17 protein-coding genes and 1 pseudogene are annotated in these 21018 nt (G+C 60.2%); 2 read left to right on the top strand and 16 right to left on the bottom strand.

Features of this window, described 5'->3' with window-relative positions; translation table 11 throughout:
- Positions 1-133: 133 nt before the first annotated feature.
- The 16 genes and pseudogenes from ftsY to ADH66_RS14920 form a co-directional block, all read right to left on the bottom strand.
- Positions 134-1042: pseudogene (gene ftsY, locus ADH66_RS14845) on the bottom strand (signal recognition particle-docking protein FtsY); the annotation flags it as partial.
- Positions 1043-1062: 20 nt separating this feature from the next.
- Positions 1063-4626 carry a chromosome segregation protein SMC gene (gene smc / locus ADH66_RS14850; RefSeq protein WP_066539172.1) on the bottom strand — a complete coding sequence of 1188 codons (3564 nt, stop codon included), beginning with the start codon at positions 4624-4626 and terminating at the stop codon, positions 1063-1065.
- A complete protein-coding gene (locus ADH66_RS14855) occupies positions 4577-5116 on the bottom strand; it encodes a GNAT family N-acetyltransferase (protein WP_066539169.1) in 540 nt (179 codons plus the stop codon). Before ADH66_RS14855 ends, smc begins: the two co-directional genes overlap by 50 nt.
- Positions 5106-5603 carry an AAA family ATPase gene (locus tag ADH66_RS14860; protein ID WP_066539168.1) on the bottom strand — a complete coding sequence of 166 codons (498 nt, stop codon included), beginning with the start codon at positions 5601-5603 and terminating at the stop codon, positions 5106-5108. Before ADH66_RS14860 ends, ADH66_RS14855 begins: the two co-directional genes overlap by 11 nt.
- Positions 5603-6607 carry an elongator complex protein 3 gene (locus ADH66_RS14865; RefSeq protein ID WP_066539165.1) on the bottom strand — a complete coding sequence of 335 codons (1005 nt, stop codon included), beginning with the start codon at positions 6605-6607 and terminating at the stop codon, positions 5603-5605. The genes ADH66_RS14860 and ADH66_RS14865 overlap by 1 nt, the downstream gene beginning before the upstream one ends.
- Entirely contained in the window at positions 6607-7287 is a 681-nt protein-coding gene (gene rnc / locus ADH66_RS14870) for a ribonuclease III (protein ID WP_066539164.1), read from the bottom strand. The genes ADH66_RS14865 and rnc overlap by 1 nt, the downstream gene beginning before the upstream one ends.
- An 18-nt stretch (positions 7288-7305) precedes the next feature.
- A complete protein-coding gene (plsX, locus tag ADH66_RS14875; RefSeq protein ID WP_066539162.1) occupies positions 7306-8301 on the bottom strand; it encodes a phosphate acyltransferase PlsX in 996 nt (331 codons plus the stop codon).
- The gene (gene trmFO / locus ADH66_RS14880) at positions 8289-9620 is read right to left on the bottom strand and encodes a methylenetetrahydrofolate--tRNA-(uracil(54)-C(5))-methyltransferase (FADH(2)-oxidizing) TrmFO (protein WP_066539160.1); all 1332 of its coding nucleotides are present in this window, start codon (positions 9618-9620) and stop codon (positions 8289-8291) included. Before trmFO ends, plsX begins: the two co-directional genes overlap by 13 nt.
- A gap of 4 nt (positions 9621-9624) precedes the next feature.
- Entirely contained in the window at positions 9625-11709 is a 2085-nt protein-coding gene (gene topA, locus ADH66_RS14885) for a type I DNA topoisomerase (RefSeq protein ID WP_066539159.1), read from the bottom strand.
- A gap of 19 nt (positions 11710-11728) precedes the next feature.
- Positions 11729-12874, bottom strand: a complete 1146-nt coding sequence (locus ADH66_RS14890) for a DNA-processing protein DprA (RefSeq protein ID WP_066539158.1) — start codon at positions 12872-12874, stop codon at positions 11729-11731.
- Positions 12858-13676 (bottom strand): TrmH family RNA methyltransferase, encoded by an 819-nt coding sequence (locus tag ADH66_RS14895; RefSeq protein ID WP_066539151.1) that lies wholly within the window; start codon positions 13674-13676, stop codon positions 12858-12860. Before ADH66_RS14895 ends, ADH66_RS14890 begins: the two co-directional genes overlap by 17 nt.
- 82 nt (positions 13677-13758) lie before the next feature.
- On the bottom strand, positions 13759-14112 hold the full coding sequence (rplT, locus tag ADH66_RS14900; RefSeq protein WP_066539146.1) for a 50S ribosomal protein L20: 354 nt from the start codon (positions 14110-14112) through the stop codon (positions 13759-13761).
- An 88-nt stretch (positions 14113-14200) separates the two neighbouring features.
- Positions 14201-14404: a 50S ribosomal protein L35 gene (rpmI, locus tag ADH66_RS14905; RefSeq protein WP_066539144.1), complete on the bottom strand. Its 204-nt coding sequence runs from the start codon at positions 14402-14404 to the stop codon at positions 14201-14203.
- A gap of 63 nt (positions 14405-14467) precedes the next feature.
- Positions 14468-15001, bottom strand: coding sequence for a translation initiation factor IF-3 (gene infC / locus ADH66_RS14910; protein WP_066539142.1), 534 nt, complete (start codon positions 14999-15001; stop codon positions 14468-14470).
- A gap of 237 nt (positions 15002-15238) precedes the next feature.
- Complete coding sequence (locus ADH66_RS14915) at positions 15239-16213, bottom strand: glycosyltransferase family 2 protein (protein ID WP_066539140.1); 975 nt, start codon at positions 16211-16213, stop codon at positions 15239-15241.
- Complete coding sequence (locus ADH66_RS14920) at positions 16214-18901, bottom strand: YfhO family protein (RefSeq protein ID WP_066539138.1); 2688 nt, start codon at positions 18899-18901, stop codon at positions 16214-16216. It lies immediately after the preceding gene.
- Positions 18902-19053: 152 nt separating this feature from the next.
- Here ADH66_RS14920 and yfbR point away from each other — a divergent pair, with 152 nt between their 5' ends.
- Entirely contained in the window at positions 19054-19701 is a 648-nt protein-coding gene (gene yfbR, locus ADH66_RS14925; protein WP_066539136.1) for a 5'-deoxynucleotidase, read from the top strand.
- Positions 19702-20029: 328 nt separating this feature from the next.
- A complete protein-coding gene (gene dusB / locus ADH66_RS14930; protein ID WP_066539135.1) occupies positions 20030-21016 on the top strand; it encodes a tRNA dihydrouridine synthase DusB in 987 nt (328 codons plus the stop codon).
- Positions 21017-21018 lie beyond the last annotated feature (2 nt).

Consider the following 21018-nt stretch of genomic DNA (forward strand, 5'->3'; position numbering starts at 1 on the left):
CGTTTTCAGGTGCGGGTTCAACCTCAGGCACCTGCAAGGGTTCTGGCGCAGATGTCTGCAAGGGCTTCTGCTTTGCAGCTATGTCCTCCTGTAAAGGACCCTCCTTTACATCAGGCGCAGCCTGGGCGGGCTCCTCCATGTTGAACAGCCCCGCCGCAAAGGCCCCCGGGTCAAAGGGCTGCAGGTCGTCTATCTGTTCCCCCACGCCGACGAACTTCACCGGCAGACCCAGCTCCCGCTTGATGGGCAGCACCACGCCGCCCCTTGGGGTGCCGTCCAGCTTTGTCAGCACAATGCCGGTTATCCCCGCCGCGCCCATGAACTCCCTGGCCTGGTTCACGGCGTTCTGCCCGGTGGCCGCGTCCAGCACCAGCAGGTTCTCCCGGTCGCAGCCGGGCAGCTCCCGGTCGATTATTCTCGATATCTTGGAAAGCTCGTCCATCAGGTTCTTCTTGTTGTGCAGCCGCCCCGCCGTGTCGCAAATTATCACGTCACAGCCCCGGGCCTTGGCCGCCGCGATGGTGTCAAACACCACCGCCGCCGGGTCAGAGCCCTCGCCCTGCTTTATCATGGGCACCTCCGCCCGCTGGGCCCAGACCTCCAGCTGCTCTATGGCCGCCGCCCGGAAGGTGTCCGCCGCGCCCAGGATAACAGACTTGCCCTGGGCCTTCAGCAGGGCGGACAGCTTCCCGATGGCCGTGGTCTTGCCCACGCCGTTTACGCCTATCACCAGTATCACCGAGGGCTTTGTGCCAATATGCAGGGCGCAGTCCCCAGAGAGCAGCTCCCGGACGATTCCCTGGAGCTCGTCCATTATAAGCGCCGGGTCCGTTATGCCCTTCTCCTTTATCACCCGGCGGAGCTCCCCTGTGATGAACTCCGCTGTGTCCATGCCCACGTCGCCCATCACAAGAAGCTCCTCGAGCTCCTCAAAGAGCTCCTCGTCTATCTTTGTGAACGAGTTCACCATCTGGGCTATCTGCCCGGAGATGCTGTCCCGGGTCTTTTTCAGGCCCTGGCGTATTTTTTCAAAGATTCCCATTTTTTACTCTCCTTTTCGCGTTATGAGCCATACTCCGCCGCCTCGTCCGTCCGCAGCGCCAAGAGCTTACTGATGCCCTGGTCCTGCATAGTCACCCCATACAGCATATCCGACCCCTCCATGGTGCCGCGCCTGTGGGTGATGGTGATAAACTGGCTCTTGCCGGTCATACGGCGTAAGTATTGGGCAAACCTTGTGACGTTCACGTCGTCCAGGGCGGCCTCTATCTCGTCCAGCACGCAGAAGGGCGGCGGGTTCACCCGCATTATGGCAAAGTATATGGATATGGCCACCAGGGCCTTTTCGCCGCCGGACAGGGACTCGATATGTGTCACTATCTTCCCCGGCGGGTGCACCTTTATGTCAATGCCCGAGGTGAGCACGTTCTCCGGGTCCGAGAAGCTGAGTTCTGCCGCTCCCCCGCCGAAGAGCTCCCGGAAGATATGGCCGAAGTTCTCGTTTATCCTGCCGAAGCGCTCGATAAACTGCTCCTGCATGGCCCCCACCAGCTGGGTTATCAGGTCCAGAAGCTCCTTCTTGGACTTCTCCGCGTCCCCCACCTGTTTACTGAGGAAGTCATAGCGCTCCGAGACCTCCTTATACTCCACCACGGCCCCCACGTTCACCGAGCCCAGGGCCTTAATCTTGTTCTTAAGCTCCGCCAGTCTGCGCTGGGCCCTAGGCAGGTCGTCTATCTCGGCGGCCACCTCCTCGGCCTCCCGGCGGGTCAGCTCGTACTCCTCCCAGAGCCGGTTTGTAAGGCCGTCGTACTCCTTCTGCAAATTCCCCTCCCGCTCCTGGAGCCTTGCCAGCTCCCCGGCGGCGCTCTCCCGGCGGGCCAGGGCCTCCCTCTCGGTGCTTCTCAGCTCTGAGGACTCCTGCTCAAGCTCCGCGCGTTTTTCGGCCTGTTCCTGGACCTTTGCCCGCGTGTCCCGGGCCGAGGCCCTCAGGGACTCTATCTGCTCCTTCTGTCTTAATATATCCTCTTCAAGGCCCCGGTTCTTCTCCTCAAGGGCGCCTATCTCCTCCAAAAGCCTCTGCTGCTCGCCGGCAGAGTCCTCCTGCCGGGCCGCAAGCTCCCGCAGGGTCTCTGTAAGCGCGTCCCGGTCCTTCCTGGCGGAGAACTCCTCCATCCTGAGAGCCTGGACCGTCTCGCCAATCTGGTCACAGCGGTCCAGCTGCTCCTGCCTGTCCCCAGTAAGGGCCTGACTCTTTTGCTGCCAGTCCTTGGCCTCCTGCTCAAGGGCCTCCAGCCGCTCCTTGCTCTCAGCTTGGGATTTATTCAGGGCCTCCAGCCGCTCTCCGGCATTGGCCCGCTCCTTTATGAGCTCTCCTGCGCTCTGCCTTATGCTCTCCAGCTCCCGGCCGGCCGCAGCCAGCTCCGCCGTCACCTTGGTGCGCTCCTCCTGCAAGGAGCCCAGCTCCCCCTGGGCCGCGTCCAGCTCGGCCTCGCAGGCAGACAGCTCCCGCTGGCTCTCTTTAAGAGCCGCCGCGGCCTTCTCCGTCTGCTCCCGAAGGCCCGCCGCCTTCGCCCTAATGCGCTCTATCTCCCCGGCCCGGCTGAGAAGTCCCGAGTTCTTGGCCCGGGAGCCGCCCGTCAGGGAGCCCCCGGCGTTCACCACCTGGCCGTCCAGGCTCACCACCCGGTATCTGTAGCCGGTGCGTTTGGCAATGGAGACCGCGCTGTCCAGGTCCTCGGCCACGGCCACCCGGCCCAGAAGGGAGGCTTTTATGCCGTCAAAGCGCTCCTCACAGCCGCATAGCTCTGAGGCTATGCCCACAAAACCGGGGATATTCTCCATCTCCCGCCTGTCTATGGTCCGGCCCTTCACGGTGGTAAGGGGCAGGAAGGTGGCCCGGCCCTGGTCCCGCTGCTTTAAAAAGCTGATGGCGGCCTTGGCGTCACCCTCGGTCTCCACCACGATATTCTGCATTGCCGCCCCCAGGGCCGTCTCTATGGCCACGGCATACTCCCCGGGCACTTTGATTATGCGCGTTACCGGCCCGCAAATGCCCTTTAGCATCCCGCGCCCCGACTCTCTCATCACGGCCTTAACGCTCTGGCCGAAGCCCTCCATGCTCCGCTCCAGGTCCTCCAAGAGCTTGGCGCGCCTTAGCTGCTCGTTGGTGTCAAGGGTCAGCCTGTCCACCTGGTCCTTGCTCTGCTGCACCCTTTGCCTACGGCTCTCAAGGCGCAGCTGATAGCCCTTTACGGCGTTCTCCTTTGCGGCTATCTCCTTCTCTATGCCCTCTAAGAGTTCTGAGAGCTCCCGGCCCTCCTTCTCGGCGGCCTCCCGGCGCTCCTCTGTCTGGCGGACGCTCTCCTCAACGGCCTGAGCCCGGCGCAGTATCTCCTCCATGGAGGATTGGGCCGAGCTTATCTGTACCCGCTCCTCTGAAAGGCTGGCGTTCACCCCGGCCAGTTTTGCCGCCGCCAGCTCTATCTCCCTGGTAGCCTGGTCCGCGCCCTTTCGCAGTTCCTCAAGAGCCTGGGTGAAATCGCCCAGCTTCTTTTGGCTCTCCTCTATGCGCCGCTCCTGCTCCGTAAGCCGGGACCGCTTGTCTTCTATTTCCTTCTCCGTGTCCTCACGTGACCGCCGCGCGGCTTCTATCTGCCCCCGGAGCCTTAAAATATCCTGGGCGTTATGAGCTGTCTCCTGTTCCAAAAGCCCTGCCTCGCCCTCGGCCCGCACAGCCTGCTCGTCAAGGGCGGCGGCTTCGTTTCGGGCCGCGTCCATGGCGGCGGTGCAGCCGTTCACCTCCCGCAGGTTCTCCTCAGTGCGCCGGGCTATGCGCTCCAGCTCCTCCTCTATCTGCCTGTGCTGGGACTGGGCGAGGCCTATCTTGTCCCTGTGCTCCCTAATGCCCTGGGCGGACCGGCGCAGGGTCTCGAGCCATATGCCTATCTCCAGGCCCTTCTTCTCCCCGTCGTACTCTATAAACTTCTCCGCCTTCTCGGCCTGCTCCTTTAGGGGGCCCACCCGGCCCTCCAGCTCGCTTAGAATATCCCGAAGGCGCACAAGGTTCTCCTCGGCCTTCGAGAGCCTGCGCTCGGCCTCCTCCTTGCGGTAGCGGTAGCGGGATATGCCCGCCGCCTCCTCGAATATCTCCCGCCGGTCCTCTGATTTGGCGGCCACAATGCTGTCGATCTTGCCCTGGCCTATAATGGAATACCCGTCCCGGCCAAGGCCCGTGTCCATAAACAGCTCGTTTATGTCCCTAAGCCTTACGGTGCTCTTGTTGATAAGATACTCGCTCTCCCCGGACCTATAGTACCGGCGGGTTATGGCCACCTGGTCGTTGTCAAAGGGCAGCGCCCGGTCGGCGTTGTCAATGGTCAGGGTGACCTCGGCAAAGCCCTGGGCCCGCCGCTGGGGGGTGCCGCCGAAGATGACGTCCTCCATCTTGGAGCAGCGCAGAGAGCGCAGGGACTGCTCCCCCAGCACCCAGCGCATGGCGTCGCTTATATTGCTCTTGCCGCTGCCGTTGGGGCCCACCACCGAGGTTATGCCCCTCTCAAAGGACAGCGTGGTCTTATCCGGGAAGGTCTTGAAGCCCTGAAGCTCCAGCGATTTCAATATCATTAAGGTAAGTCTCCTTGCTCAAATAGAAGATGGGGTCGCCGTTCTCCTGCTGTCCGGCCCGCCTCATGCCGGCCTTCTCCATCACCCTATAGGAGGCGATGTTATCCCTATGGCAGCCGCCGTTCACATAGGGCACGCCCGCGGTCCTGAATCCGTAGTCGAGTATGGCCCGGGCGGCCTGTGTGGCATATCCCTGGCCCCTATAGTCACGCCCGATGGAATAGAAAATGTGAAGCTCCTCCCCCGAGGTACCATCCAGCCCGCACCAGCCTATGATTTTTCCGGGCTCGTCCCTCTCTGTGACCGCCAGGCATAGGTGCCATATGCGCCCGGGGACGTTCCTGCTGTGGTTCTCCTCCATGCGCTCCAGCACCCTCAAGGCCTCATCCCGGGGGATATCCCCGTGCTCAAAGTCCCACATGCGGGCTGTCTCGTCTATGTCCCCGGGCCCAACTGTGCGCAGTATAAGGTCCCTGGTCCTAATTTCCATATCCGTCAATTATCTCCTTCATCTCCTGTGCCACCTGTCCCGGCGTTTTGCCGTCGGTATATATCACATGATCCCCCGGATAGTGCGGCAGGCGCAGCCACTCCATAGAGCACTCGTTCTTATCGCCGCGCTTTCTGTGCCGCTCTCTCAGGGTCTCCTCCGAACAGGTCAGGGTGAAGCCTATCACCTGGTAGTCCTCTTCGGTAATATCCTCCAAAATGCCCTCCCGGATTTTCTCATACATGGCCACCACCGAGCAGAACACCACATATTCAAAGTCCAGCCGAAGATAGTTCGACAGCACTGCCGACATGGCCCTGTCCCCCTCCCGGAGCCTGGGGTCGTCCAGGTCAAAGGGGTTCACGCACCAGCACCAGTCGCCGTCCAGGTACGCCGAGTTCTCGTAGCTTCGGAACAGTATATCCCCCGCCGTGCTCTTGCCCACGCAGGGCGAGCCGCTGAGTATTATAAGCTTTTGTCTGCGCATTATTTTTCTCCTTGCTGGTCCACAGGGGCAAAACCACCCCTTTTCACTGTCTCGTCCTGGATAAACGTCACCGAATACCCCAGCTCCGAGAGCCGCCGCGGGTTCTCTCGCCCCTGGCCCAATGCCGTGGAAATATCCCGAGGGTTCACCCTGACCCGGTACTCCCCCGGTTCCTTCAACTGGGCCCGGAGCTTATCAAGGAACAGTCTGCTCTCCACCAGCTGCCGAAACGCCTGATGGTAAGGTCCGGCCACCCTCCGTCTTTCCAGTTCCTCTCCCGGGTGCAGCCCCATACGTATCACCCGCACGCCCGCGCCCTCGAACATCTCCAGGAGCTCCGCGCACAGCTCCACGGCCTCCCCGAGCTCCTGGGGTCTGTACTCCCCGGCCTCATACAGCCGGCAGAGCTCTGTCCCCGGCAGCACTATGGTGGGGTACACCCGCACCGTGGCGGGCAGAAGCTTCAAAAACTCCCTGGCGGTCTCAAGGTCCTTTTCCTCCGTGCTGGTATAGAGCCCTGTCATCATCTGCAAGCCCAGCTCCAGTCCCGCCCGGCGTATAAGCCCCGCCGCTTTCCTGGTGTCTTCGGCGGTATGCCCTCGCCTGTTCACCAGAAGCACCCCGTCGTCCATGGACTGGGCCCCCAGCTCCACCGCCGTGACCCTGTGGGCCTGCAAAATATCCAGCACTTCACTGTCTATAGCGTCCGGCCGGGTGGAGCACCTGACCCCTTTAAAGCCGTACCGCTCCACGGCCCGTTTCGCCGCTTCAAGCAGGGAGAGCATATACCCCCGGTCTATGGCTGTAAAGCTCCCGCCGAAGAAAGCTATCTCCGCGCCGGAGCAGTCCGAAAGGGACCCCGCCGCCGTCTCTGCCGCCGCCAGCACGTCCTGTGGCCCCGGCGCCTCCTGCTGCCCGGTGATGGTCCTCTGCTGGCAGAAGCTGCACTGCCGGGGGCACCCCAAATGGGGCACAAATATGGCGATATTAGCGTGTCTGCCCATCAGTACCCCATCAGTTCCAAAGCTTCTCTTGCGGCCTGCTGCTCGGCCTCCTTTTTGCTCCTGCCGCCGCCCTTGCCTATGACGTTGCTGTTAAGGTGCACCTCAACGGTAAAATGCTTCTGGTGGTCCGGCCCGCTCTCCCCGGTCAGGACATACTCCAGTCTCTCCTCCGGGTTCTGCTGGATTATCTCCTGCAAGGTGGTTTTGTAGTCCTTAAAGGCCTTCTGCCCGCTGGTCTTTGCGGCGGGAACTATAAAGCGCAGTATAAACTCCTTGGCGGCGGAGAGCTCCCCGCTGTCAAGGTATATGGCCGCTGTGGTGGACTCGAACACGTCCGCCAGAATGCTGGACCGCTCCCGGCCCCCGGAGTGCATCTCCCCGTGGCTGAGCTTTAAAAAGCTGCCCACCTCCAGGCTCCTTGAAAACCCGCAGAGGGACTTTTCGCACACCAGCGCCGCCCGGGTCTTTGTCAGCTGTCCCTCTGAAAGGTGGCCCATGTTCTCAAAAAGGTACTCCGCCGTAACAAAGCCCAGCACCGAGTCCCCCAAGAACTCCAGCCGCTCATAGCTCTCCGTCTTATGCTCGTTGGCATAGGAGGAGTGGGTCAGCGCCGTTTCCAGCAGCTTCTTGTCCCGGAACTCATACCCGATAAGCTTTTCGTATTCCCCAAGCGCCCTCATTTAGGCACCTCCCCAAATTTACTTTCCCAGCGCGGCCCCTATGGCCTCTACATATCCCGACTCCGTACAGTCCCGCACAAGCTTCAAAGCGCTCTGCACGGCGTAGGCCTTTGTGTTGCCGTGCATCTTGAACACAGGCTTCGCGGCCCCTATCAGCGGCGCGCCGCCGTAGGAGTTATAGTCCATGGTCTTTTTAAGGCCCTGCAGGTCCCCGTATATCAGCCCTGCGGCCAGCTTGTTTTTAAGGGACTTTTTAAAGATGTCCTTCACCATGCCCATCATGGCAAGGGCCGTGCCCTCATAGAGCTTCAGCACCGTGTTCCCGGTAAAGCCGTCGGCAACGGCCACGTCGCACATACCATAAGGGAGGTCCCTTGGCTCTATGTTCCCGATAAAGTTCATCCCGCCGCAGCCCTTCAAAAGCGCGTGGGCCTCTTTTCTCAGGTCGTCCCCCTTATGCTCCTCGGTGCCCAGGTTCACAAGGCCCACCCGGGGATTTTTCACCCCCATGACCTTCTCCATGTACACCGAGCCCATGAGCCCGAACTGCAAGAGCATCTCCGGCCGGCACTGGACGTTGGCACCGCCGTCGGATATAATAAAGGGGGTCTTGGTGGTGGGCAGCACCGGCGCGAAGGCTATGCGCTTCACGCCCTTTATCCTCTTCACTATCATGGTGGCCCCAACCGCCAATGCCCCGCTGTTCCCCGCGCTGGCAAAGGCGTCGCCCCCGCCCTCGCAGAGGGCCCGGAGCCCCACTGCCATGGAGCTCCCGGATTTGGCCTTGAGCACGCTGTCCGGCTCGTCCTCCATTGTGAGTACGTCTGTGCAGTGCAGGACCTCCATCCTGTTAAAGCTGCCCTCAAGCCCCAGCTCCCTGGCGCTTTTAAGAAGCTTGTCCTTGTCCCCCGCCACGCTTATGTCAATGCCCAGTTCCTCCATGGCCCGGGCGCAGCCCAAGAGTATCTCCCCCGGGGCGTTGTCCCCGCCGAAGCCGTCCACTATAATGCGCATGATATCTCCTTTCCGAGGTCAAGAAGGGCCCGTTTTGAGAGCCCCGCGTACCTCTCCCGCTTGTCCCGAATATGTGTGGGAAGGGGCGGCAGTATGCCAAAGTTCGCGCCCATAGGCTGAAAGTCCTTGCCCTCGTACCCGGCAATGTACCGGCTCAGCGCCCCTATCATCGTGGTCCCGGGCAAAACCAAAGTTTCCTGTCCGTGCCTCCTCTTAACGGCATTTATGCCCGCCAGCATTCCCGAGGCCGCCGACTCCATATACCCCTCCACGCCGGTCATCTGCCCGGCGAAGAAAAGCTCCGGCCTTGTCCTCAGGGAATAATCCGCGTCCAGCACCCTTGGGGAGTCCAGAAACGTGTTCCTGTGCATAACGCCGTACCGCATGAACTCCGCGTTCAGGAGCCCCGGTATCATACCGAACACCCGCTTCTGCTCCCCGAACTTCAAGTTCGTCTGAAAGCCCACCAGGTTATAGAGGGTCCTCTCCCTGTTCTCCGCCCGAAGCTGCACCACCGCCCAGGGCCTGTGACCGGTGCGCGGGTCTGTGAGCCCCACCGGCTTCATGGGCCCGAAGCGTATTGCATCCCGGCCCCGGGAGGCCAAGACCTCTATGGGCATACAGCCTTCATAAACCTTCGGGTCCTCCGAGCTTCCCCCTTCGGGGGAACTCGCATCACAGCCGTGCAAAGGCGCTCTCTCAGCGCCCACCAGCTCCGTGACGAACCGCTCGTACTCCTCTTTATTCATGGGGCAGTTGATATAGTCATCCTCGCCCCGCCCATACCTTGAAGCGGCGAAGCACTTAGTCATGTCAATGCTCTCCGCCGCAACTATAGGCGCGGCCGCGTCGAAAAAGCTGAGCCTTCCCCCGCAGAGCTTCTCTATCTCCCCGGCAAGCCCGCCCTCTGTCAGCGGCCCGCTGGCTATAACTGTAACGCCCCCGGGTATCTCCGTGACCTCCCGGCGGTAGAGCTCTATAAGTGGCTCGCCCTCTATGGCCTCTGTGGCAAGGCGGGAAAACTCCTCCCTGTCCACCGCCAGGGCTCCCCCCGCAGGGACGCTGCACCTCCCGGCGCAGTCCATCAAGAGCGACCCCAGCCGCCGCATCTCCTCTTTAAGAAGCCCCGCCGCGCTCTCTATACGCGCCGCTTTAAGGGAGTTGGAGCAGATGAGCTCGGCGAGCCCCGGGCTCTTATGGGCCGGGGAAAACCTCTCCGGCTTCATCTCATAGAGCTTCACCGGCACGCCCCTTTTGGCAATCTGCCACGCGGCCTCGCACCCGGCCAGCCCCCCGCCGATAACGGTTATGCTCTCCATAGGCTCACTCCTTGGGCACCTTCCCCTGGAAGGTGCAGCCCTCTGTGACGCAGTACAGCCGCTTATCCTTGGTCTTCTTTTGCAGGAGCACCTTGCCGCAGACCGGGCACTTCTCCTTACTGGGCGGGTCCCAGCTGACGAAGTCGCACTCGGGATAGCGGTCGCAGCCGTAGAACACCCGGCCCTTCTTGGATTTGCGCTCTATAATGTTCCCTCCGCACTTGGGGCACTCGGCCCCGGTGGGCTTCACAATCTTCTTGATGTTCTGGCACTCGGGGTACCCCGAACAGGCGATAAACTTGCCGAAGCGCCCGTGCTTCACCACCATGGGCCGCCCGCACTTGTCGCAGATCTCGTCGGTCTCGTCCTCCTTCAGGTGTATCTTCACCCCGTCCATGGCCTTTTTGGCCTTTTGAACAGTCTTGTCAAAGTCGTCATAGAAGGTATGCAGAGTATCCACCCACTCCTCGTCCCCCCGCTGCACCGCGTCCAGGTCGTCCTCCACCTGGGCGGTGAAGCGCACGTTCACGATTTTGGGGAACTGCTCCTTCATGAGCTTGGTGATGACCTCTCCCAGCTCCGTGGGTTTAAAGGCCTTGCCCTCTCTGGTGACGTACTCCCGCATGGTGATGGTGGAGATGGTGGCCGCGTAGGTGGAGGGCCGGCCTATGCCGTTCTCCTCCAGGGTCTTTATCAGCGAGGCCTCGGTATATCTCGGGGGCGGCTGGGTAAAGTGCTGGTTCGGCAGCAGCTCCCGGACCCGCAGCTTCATGCCCTCCTCCAGGGGCGGCAGGTCCCTCCCGGCCTTCTCGTCGTCCTCCTTCGTCTCCTCATACAGGGCCGTAAAGCCCTCAAAGTTCACGTTGAAGCCGCTGGCCTTGAAGATATATCTCCCGGCCTTTATATTGGCCTGGGTGGTGTTCAGCACACAGTTTGCCATCTGGCTGGAGATGAACCGCTCCCAGATGAGCTTATAGAGCTTAAACTGGTCCGGGGTCAAGGACCCCTTCACCTGCTCCGGGGTCAGGCTGATGGTAGAGGGTCGTATGGCCTCGTGGCCGTCCTGGGCCCCAGCCCGGGACTTATAGTGCCGTGGCTTCGGGGGCAGGTACTTCTCTCCCCAGCGGCCCTTTATAAACTCCGACGCGTCCCGAAGGGCGTCCTCGGACACCCGAAGGGAGTCGGTACGCATATAGGTGATAAGGCCCACGGCCCCGTGGCCCTCCACGTCCACGCCCTCATACAGCTCCTGGGCCGCCCGCATGGTGCGGTAGGCCTGGAAGCCCAGCCGCTTCGAAGCCTCCTGCTGAAGGGTAGAGGTGATAAAGGGCGGGGCGGGCTGGCGGCTCCGCCTGCCCTTTTTCACCGGGCCCACCACAAACTCCTCCTTCTGTATCTCGGAGAGTATCGCGTCGGCCTGCTCCTTGTTCGTTATCTCTATCTCGCCGCTCTCGTCCCCATAGAACGCCGCCGGGAACACCACCCTTGCAGGGGGCGCGGTGAGCTTCGCGTCTATGCTCCAATATTCCTTTGGCACAAAGGCGCGTATCTCCTCCTCCCGGTCCACTATCATGCGCACCGCCACGGACTGCACCCGCCCGGCGGAAAGGCCCTTTCTGATGGTCTTTACCAAGAAAGGGCTTAAGGTATAGCCCACAAGCCTGTCAAGAATACGCCTTGCCTGCTGGGCGTTCACCAGATCCATATCGATGGTCCTGGGATGGGCCATGCCCTCGGATACACCGGTCTTGGTTATCTCGTTGAAGGTCACCCGGTCCAAAGCGTCCTCGGGCAGGTCCAGAAGGTACGCCAGATGCCAGGAGATGGCCTCCCCCTCCCGGTCCGGGTCGGTAGCCAGCAGCACTCCGTCGGACTTCTGGGCTGCGGCCTTCAGGTCCTTCACCAGCTGCTCCTTGCCCTTTATAATGGTGTATTTTGGCCTGAAATTGTCCTTTACGTCCACGCAGAGCCTTGCCTTCGGCAGGTCCCGCACGTGGCCCATGGAGGCCACCACCTGATAGTCCGGCCCCAGGTATTTCTGTATGGTCTTCGCCTTTGAAGGCGACTCCACAATGACTAATTTAGACATATCTCGTTTCCTCTATCTCTTATAGTTTAAGCGGGCGGCTGTATCTGCGGCCCGGGGCGCTCTCGATAAGCCCCTGCATCTCCATCCGGGTCAGAAGCCGCAAAAGCTTTCCCGGGTCCATGCCGCAGCCCTCCGTGAGCTCGTCCACCGTGTGCGGGCCCTCCTCAAGCTGAGCCAGCACCGCCTGTTGTTCAAAAGACAATTCTTGTCTCTCTGGCAGCCCCTGCTTCTTTGGCGGTTCCCCTTCGGGGCTTTTTACTGCCGTCGGGGTCTCCATTGCAATCGCCCTGTCCGTGCCCAGTACCTCGCTGCCGCTGTACACAGGCACGGCTCCCTCCCGGAGAAGCCTGCGGCTCCCGGCAAACTCCCCGGCCCCTTCGGGTCCCGGGAACACATAGAGTCTCCTGCCCTGTCCTGCGGCGTGCCGGGCGTAAATCATGGTGCCGCTCTTCTCTGCGGCCTGTATCAGCACCACCTTGGGACAGAGCCCGGTTATCAGCCGGTTGCGCAGCTGAAAACCGCCCTGGGCCGGACTGCGCTGGGAGAAATACTCCGTCATAAGCGCCCCGCCCTGCTCCAGCACCCTTCGGCGCAGATGGGCGGTCTTGGCCATATAGGGGCTGCTCAGATCCACCGGCAGCACGCATACGGCCCGGCCGCCTGCGGCGATAACGCCCTCCATTACTCCGGCGTCCACGCCAACGGCCTCTCCGGTAACTACAACGCCGCCCGCCGTGGCCAGCTGATAGCCTATGCTTCTCGCGGCGTCAAGGCTCTCGGGCAGGGCCTTTCTGGCCCCCGCCACGGCCACCTTCGGGCCCGTAAGCCCCCGGGGCTCCGCGCCCTTAATATACAGTACCGCAGGAGGGTCAGAAATATTCCTCAGTTCCTGGGGATATTGCTCACACTCCGGCGTTACCACCTGCCAGCCCAGCCGCAGGGCGTACTCCAGCCGGGCCATGGCCTCCTCCGCTGTACACACGGCCAGAGACTCGGTCTGGACCTCCGACACATAGTCCAGCCTGTTCCAGCACCTGGGCCCCGCCCGGTAAAAGCCCTCCAAGCCCCCGGGGAAGCTCTTGTATATGTGCCAGGGCGTGCCGCTGCCCGGGCCGAAGGCCTGCTGGGCCCACATCCAGAACACTATATTATTCCGCTGTGCCATCGGACTCCCCCCTTCGTAAAAGCTCCCAGAGCAGGACCGTGGCCGCCGCCGCCGCGTTCAGCGACTCCGCCCGGCCGCCCATGGGTATGGTGATAAGGTCATGGCAGAGTCCCGCCGTCTCCCTGGTAAGTCCGCTGCCCTCGTTGCCTATTACCACCGTGTGACGGCCCTTGGTAAAGTCTATGCCGGTAACAGGTCTGGCCGTCTCCGCCGGCACCGCGCCGTGGATAGAATACCCCTCGTTCTTAAGCCGCCAAAGCAGTTCCTCCGCCGAAGCCGCCCCCTCCGGCCAAAGCCGGAAAGCCGCGCCCATGGAGGCCCGCAGGGCCTTGGGGGACAGGGGGTCGCAGCAGTCCCCCAAAAGGAACACCCGAAAACGCCCCAACGCCTCGGCGGTGCGCAGTATGGTCCCCAGGTTCCCGGGGTCCTGGAGGTTCTCCAGCACCAGGCACGGCTCGTCAGGAGCCGCCTGCCCGTTATTAGCCGCCTGCCGGGGCCAGGCGCACAGGCAGAATATTCCCTGGGGGCTCTTGGTGTCCGAGAGAAGCCCGGCCACCGGGTCCTCTATCATATAGACCGACTCCGCCGCGCCCAGTATCCTCTCCAGGTATCCCCGGTATTTTTCCCGAGCCCTGGGGGTAAAGAAACACGTCTTTATCTTCACGCCGGAAGCCGCAGCGTCCCGGCAGAGCCTTGCCCCCTCGCACAGGAACTCCCGCCGCTCCCGCCGCTCCCGGGAGGAGCCCAGCAGGGCCGCGGCGGACCTTACCAGGGGATTGCGGCGGCTGGTGATACGCTCCATAGTGCTCCCCTCCCGTATACAGAATATAAACGCCCAAGGCAGGGAGCCTCAGGCGCGGGTGCCGCGGTATGCGGCGGGCAGTTTACAGTGCCGCCTTGGCCTTCTCCACCAGAGCGGTAAAGCCCTGGGGGTCGGCGATGGCGATCTCAGAGAGCATCTTGCGGTTCAGCGTTACCCCGGCCTTTTTAAGCCCATTCATAAAGGTGGAGTAGTTGACCCCGTTCATGCGGCAGCCCGCAGAGATGCGGGTTATCCACAGGCGGCGGAAATCGCGCTTGCGCTGCTTGCGGCCGATGTAGGCATAGTTGCCGGATTTCATCACGGCCTGTTTGGCCATTTTAAAGTGGCGGCTCTTTGAACCCCAGTAGCCCTTTGCCAGCTTCAGAACCTTTTTCCTTCTCTTGCGCGTCATCAGCGCACCCTTTACTCTTGCCATAGCTTCTCAATCCTTTCCCGGTTAAACGCGGACAGCTGCTCCGCGCATTTTATCTTATCATAAGCTTATATACGCAGTTTCCCAAGTCTTATTTATAGGGCAGCATCCGCTTTACGGCTGCGGTGTTGGTCTTGTCGGTAACAGTGGTGCCCCTGGCATGGCGCTTGACCTTGGGGGTCTTGCCGTGGCCGTTGAACAGGTGGCTTGTGAACGCATGGGCGCGGATCACCTTGCCGTTTTTCGAGAGCTTGAAGCGCTTTTTCGCGCCGCTGTGAGTCTTCAGTTTAGGCATACTTTATTCCTCCTTGATATTAAAGCCAATATTAAGCCCCATCCCTAGAATATCGGACGGCGCTCACTTTGCCGGTTTTGGCGCCAAGAACATCATCATGGTGCGGCCCTCCAGCTTCGGCTGGCGCTCCACGTTGGCCACCTCGGCCATGGCCTCTGAAAAGCGCTTCATTATCTCCAGCCCCAGCTCCGGGTGACCCATTTCGCGGCCCCTGAAACGGATGGAGGCCTTGACCTTGTTCCCCTCTGAGATAAAGCGCATGGCATGATTCTTCTTGGTTTCAAAGTCGTGGACGTCAATGTTCAGCGACAGGCGAACCTCTTTTATCTCCACCACCCGCTGGTTCTTGCGCTGCTCCTTTTCCCGCTTGCTCTGCTCAAAGCGGTACTTGCCATAGTCGATGATCTTGCACACCGGCGGGGTCGCCTGGGGCGCGATCTTCACCAGATCCAGATTCTTCTGCTCCGCCAGCTCCATGGCCCGCCTTGCTGGCATTATCCCCAGCTGGGAGCCGTCGGAATCAATCACCCTTATCTCCCTGTCACGGATCTGTTCGTTGATCTGTAGTTCCTTGCTGCTAATGTTCCGCACCTCCATCAAGCGATATCCTCGTTCCTCACGGAAAAAGCGGGTGGAACGCGCTCCACCCGCAGGATCAACACATAGCGTAAAGGCCCGTAAAACAGGCCCTCAAACCGTATTGACCTATGGTACGTATTTGCACCGCAGGTGGAGAAGACTTCGTTGCGCTAAGCATGACGTTCGCTTACGCAAAGTCTGACATTCGCTTACGCAAAGTCTCCCGCTTTATTTTCCTCTGGTATTATACGCTATTTATTTCCCTTTGTCAAGGGGGTTTTCCGTATTTCTCAAATGCTCCTCCACCCTGTACCTGGGCCGGGCCTTCACCTCGCTGTATATCTTGCCGATATACCCGCCCACCACGCCAAGGCAGAGCATCTGAAGCCCCCCCAGAAGCCAGATGGAGCAGACTATGGCCGTCCAGCCGGACACCGCCAGGCCCGCGAAGTAGGATATCAGGGCGTATAAAAGCCCGAATATACTGAGTATTGATATGAGTATCCCGAAGTTCGATATGAGCTTTAGGGGCTTTACGCTGAAGCTGGTGATGCCGTCCAGGGCAAAGGAGATCATCTTCTTCAAGGGGTACTTACTCTCCCCCGCAAAGCGCTCGTGCCTGTCGTAGTACACATAGTCGCTCCTATAGCCTATAAGCGGCACAATGCCCCTAAGGAACAGGTTCACCTCTTTATACTCCGAAAGGCCCTGAAGCGCCCTTTTGCTCATGAGCCTGTAGTCCGCATGGTTAAAGACTATATCCACACCCAAAAGCTTCATCACCTTATAGAACCCCTCGGCGGTGGTGCGCTTGAACCAGGTGTCCGTCTCCCGCTTGTTCCTGACCCCATAGACCACGTCGCAGCCCTCAAGGTGCTTCTCCACGAACTTGTCCAGAGCGTCCACGTCGTCCTGCAAATCCGCGTCCAGGCTTATGGCGCAGTCGCAGTATTCCTTGGCCGTCATCAGCCCGCACAGAAGGGCGTTCTGGTGCCCCCTGTTATGGGCCAGCTTTACCCCCTCCACATAGGGGTTCTCCCTGTTTAGCCCCGAGATTATTTCCCAGGTCCTGTCGCGGCTGCCGTCGTCCACCAAAAGCATACGGCTTTTTTCGTTCGCAAGGCCGCCCGCCCTCATGGAGTCCAGCTTCTCCGTCAGCCGCCGCACGGTCTCCGGCAGCACCTCCTCCTCGTTATAGCAGGGTATCACAAAATATACAGTCGGACCCATTTATACGTCCTCCTTCCGCTCAGTCTTCGGGGTATCCTCCGGTCTCTTTTCCTCCCCGGCAGCTCCCTCCGGCTCCTCAAGCTGAGGCCAAGGCCTGGGCTGGAACCTTTTCGGGGCCTGTTCCTTCTTCTCCTGCTTCCCTGGCGGCTCCGGCTGTGCCGGGGCCCTTGGCGGCGCAGGAGCCACCCGGGGCAGAGCCGCCCGGCGCACCGGCCTGCGCCTTAGCCTTACGGGCCTGCGGCTCTGGGGGCTGTTCTTCTTCGCCCAGGCCGCCACGTTCCCCACGCGCATGAGCTTCGGGTACTTGGGCCCCTCGGGCTCCGGCATACGCTTCATAACGGCAAGATACGCTATCAGCCCCGCAAGCGCCGCCAGGCTCATGAGTATTCCCGCCGTAAGCCCCGGGGTGGAATAAGTAAAGTCAATATGCACACTCTCTCCCCCCGGCGCCGCCACCGCCATAAAGCCCACGTTAACCCGGAGTATCTCCGCCTTCTGGCCGTTGACCTGGGCGCTCCAGCCGGGCTCATAGGGCACGCTGAAGAAAACCAGCTGGTCCCCGCCGGTGTCTATCTCCGCGGAGAAGCCGGAGTTATTATAGCCAAAGGACTTACAGGCCTCCGCCGCCCGCTCAAGGCAGTCGTCCATATAGTTCCGCTCGCTGAAGTGCCGCATATCTTCGGGCAAAAGCTCCAACAGCCCCTCCACCTTCGGGACGTCCTCGTCCTCCACTATCAGGGCCCGGAGCATGGAGAGCTCCCTTTGCCCCACAGAGGTGTCGCTGCCCTTTGTAAGCTCCTCGTACTCGCTTCTGGGCAGGTAGTATTTATAGGTGAAGCCCATGGGCACGTAAAACTCGTTCTCCCATATATCATATCCGTTGGCGTTGCCATAATACGCCCAGCCGGGCATGGCCGTGTTGTCCATCTCGCTGCCGGCAAAATACTCCGTGTCCGACTCGTCGTCAAAGAGCCACCTTACCGACAGAAGGCCCCTTATGGCGTAATGGCTCACCTTGGGCCGGGAGCCCACGTCCCGCTGGACTCCGATGGAATCATAGAACTCCATAACGGACCCGGGCACAATGCTGTGGAAGGCCTGGATACTGGGTATCTGCCAGAACATGGCCGCGTTGTCCATGGACTCGTAGAAGTCCGAGCGGCAGCTCTGCAGGTCTGTGATGGGCACATTTACCCCGCCGTTGAGCTCATAGGGGATAAGGTGGTCCCAGGTATAGTCCGACTGGGTCTTTCCAAGGGAGATGAAGAAGATGGAGTAGAGCACCGTCACCACCGACAGGCACCCGAAGGCCCCCCTCTTGAAGGCCTTGCGGCTTCTGCAAAAGAGGAACAGAAACACCACCAGCCCCAGGCACACAAGGGATATGGCCACATAGCTCCAGAACCGGGTGGGATAGTCCATAAGCCCCACGTCCCAGCTCTCCACGCCGTCCACGGTCTCCTTCGCGGGCATAAAGCCTATTACCCCCGCGATAGCTATGACTATTACAAAGTTCCAGGTTATTGCCCTCCTCCAGTCCACCCGATCGTTCTCCAGGGCCAGCACCGTCGAGAGGGCCATCATAAGCGTCAGCATATAGAACCACCGGGCGTAGTAGGCCGAGTTCATCAGCTGGAAGGCGGCGTTCAAAAAGGGCACCAGAGCCATGGTGAACAGCACCCAGAGCATCTTCTTCAGCCAGTGTTTTCTCCTAAGCTGGAGCCAGCCGATAACGCCGGTCATGCCGAAAAGCGGCAGCCACGCCCCTAAAGACGACCATTTGGACTCCGAGTCCGGGGTAAAGTTGGGCCGGGCGGGCAGGTCCGGGGGGAAGAAGAAGCACTCGATTATGTGCATATACCGCTGGTTGCGGTTATAGAGCACCCCGTTCCAGCCGTTTACGGGGTTAGAAACCCGGTTGTTCTGCAGCACCGCCAGCACCGACGGCAGCAGCAGCACCCCCGAGAGGGCCACCCCCAGCACCGCCTCCAGGGCCAAAAGCAGAAAGTCCCGAAGACCTATACGCCAGCTGCCCGCTATTAGCCGCAGAAAGAAGTAAATAAGCGTGAAGGTCACCATGCCCACAAAGAAGTAGTAGTTTACCAGACAGCAGCCGAACACCGCCAGGGCGAACACGCCCCTTCTGCGTTTATACATATACTCGTCCAAGGCGGCCAGCAGCAGGGGAAAGAATATGATGGCCTCGTGGAAGTGGTTGAAGAAAATATTATATATTGAAAAGCCCGAGAAGGCATAGAGCACCGCCCCCAAAAGTGCCGAGTCCTTGCTTTTGGTATAGCGGTGGATATACACATACCCCGTGAAGGTGGCGCAGGCGAATTTCAGCACCAGCAGCGGGCCCATCAGAAACTGCACCCACTCCGAGGGGAAGGGTATGGTCAGCCAGAAGAAGGGGCTGCCCAGAAGGTAGAAGGAGTAGGAGCCGATGAAATTCGCCCCCAGGTCCGTGCGGCTGTTCCAGCCCCAGTTCCCGGAGCGTATCGCGTCGTGGCAGAGCCTGTAAAAGGGTACCTGCTGCACGTTGAAGTCGCCGTAGAACAGGAAACGGCCGCCGTCCACTATTATAAAGGGCAGGAATATCACAAAGCTGAGCCCCAGCCCCAGGAGAAAAGCCTTGAGAAAATAGTTCTCCCGCCAGCCGGTCTTTTGCGGAGTCTTTATCGCCATAGTATCAACCTCGTAAGCATATTATTACCATATTATAGCACAATCCTTGGCCAGGGGGAAGTCTTTTTTATTTTCTTCCTTCGCCCCATATTGACAGGCCTCGGCAGCTTGTTCTATAATAAAGTCCCTATAAGCTTGAAAGGAGCCGTAAGATGTACCACTTTTTCGCCATGCTCTCCCGCATGAAGTACATAAACCGCTGGGGCCTTATGCGCAACACCCGCAGCGAGAACCTCTCAGAGCACTCCTTAGAGACGGCCATAATCGCCCACGCCCTGGCGGTTATAGGAAACACCCGCTTCGGCAAAAGCTACGATCCCCAGCGGGCGGCGGCCCTGGCCCTTCTCCACGACGCGTCGGAGATAATCACCGGGGATATGCCCACGCCGGTAAAATACCACTCAGAGGAGATACGCAAGGCTTATGCCGAGGTGGAAAACCTGGCGGTGGAGCGCCTTGTGGCCCTGCTGCCCGAGGAGTTCCGCCCATATTATAGGGAACTGATGACCATGTCCGCCCCGGGGGACGGAGAGCTTAAGCTCCTGATAAAGGCTGCCGACCGCATCTCCGCCGCCATAAAGTGCATAGAGGAGCGTCTTTCCGGCAACCAGGACTTCCGGGAGGCCGAACGCAGCACCATGAAGCTCATTAAAGACATGGACCTGCCCGAGGCGGAATACTTTATAGGCGAGTTCCTTCCCAGCTACGGCCTGACCCTGGACGAGCAGAACTACTCCACCACCGCCGGGGTGAAGGTGTCGGAGGACTCCCAGATGTTCTTTTCCAAGGCGCTGGAATAATTCTTGATTTCCTGCTTGCATTTTCTGGGCGGGCGTGGTATAATGACAGTGCAAAAGATAATATTTCTTGCATGTTTTCACCAAAGCGAACCCCCGGAGAAGCCACTCTCCGGGGGTTCATTTAGGCTTACTTGCCGCCCTTCAGGCTGTCAAGCCACTTGATTATGTAGTGCGATGCTACATTTACTGCGACAGCCATCACAAAAGATAACATTGCCTCTTGCATCTTTTCACCCCCTCTCTGCTTGCAGAGTAGGTGGTGGCAAGCAAACACATTATAACCTATATTGTATAATTCTGTCAACATAAAGTAAAGGAGGACCCGCCCTTGAAAATAGGAAACCTTGAGATAAAGGGCCCCGCCGCCCTGGCCCCCATGGCCGGAGTCACCGACGCGGCCTTCCGCCGTGTATGCGCGGACATCGGCGCAGCCTACACCGTCACGGAGATGATAAGCTCCCGGGCCCTGGACTTTAACGACCGCAAGAGCCTGGAGCTCTGTGACCTTTCCCGCGACCAGGGCCCGGTATTCCTCCAGATATTTGGAGACGACCCCGCCTGCATGGGCCGTGCCGCGGAGAAGATGGCGGCGCTCTCCCCGGCGGGTATTGACATAAACATGGGCTGCCCGGTCCCAAAGATAGTGAACTCCGGCGCAGGCAGCGCCCTTTTAAAGGACCCGCAAAAATGCGGCGAGATCGTCCATGCCGTAAAAAAAGCCGTAAAACCGTCCGGCCTGCCCGTGACCGTAAAAATACGCTCCGGCTGGGACCCGGAGCACATAAACGCCGTAGAGACCGCCAAAATATGCGAACAGGCCGGGGCCGACGCCATAGCCGTCCACGCCCGCACCCGGGAGCAGTTCTACTCGGGCGCCGCCGACTGGTCCATTATAAAGGCCGTCAAGGAGGCGGTGTCCCTCCCGGTAATCGGCAACGGCGACGTGACAGACCCCCTCTCCGCCGGCCGTATGCTTTCGGAGACCGGCTGCGACCTGGTGATGGTGGGCCGCGCCGCCCTTGGGAACCCCTGGGTGTTCAGGGATATCAACGCCCATATACGAGACCTAAGCCTTATAATACCTCCTCCGCCCCTTTCCCAGCGGCTCCTGACTATGCGCAGGCATATCTCCATGATGTGCGAGTACAAGACCGAGGGCCGGGCCATGCGTGAAGCCCGCAAGCATGTGGGCTGGTACTTAAAGGGTATGCGCGGGGCGGCGGAGTTCCGGCGGCGGGCCGGGGAGCTCTGTACCCTTGAGGACCTGGACAGGCTCATTGAGGACGTGTACAGAGCCTCCCTTTCAGAAAAATAAAC

Origin of the sequence: Acutalibacter muris (genome assembly GCF_002201475.1) — a bacterium.
In the GTDB taxonomy this organism is placed as follows: domain Bacteria; phylum Bacillota; class Clostridia; order Oscillospirales; family Acutalibacteraceae; genus Acutalibacter; species Acutalibacter muris.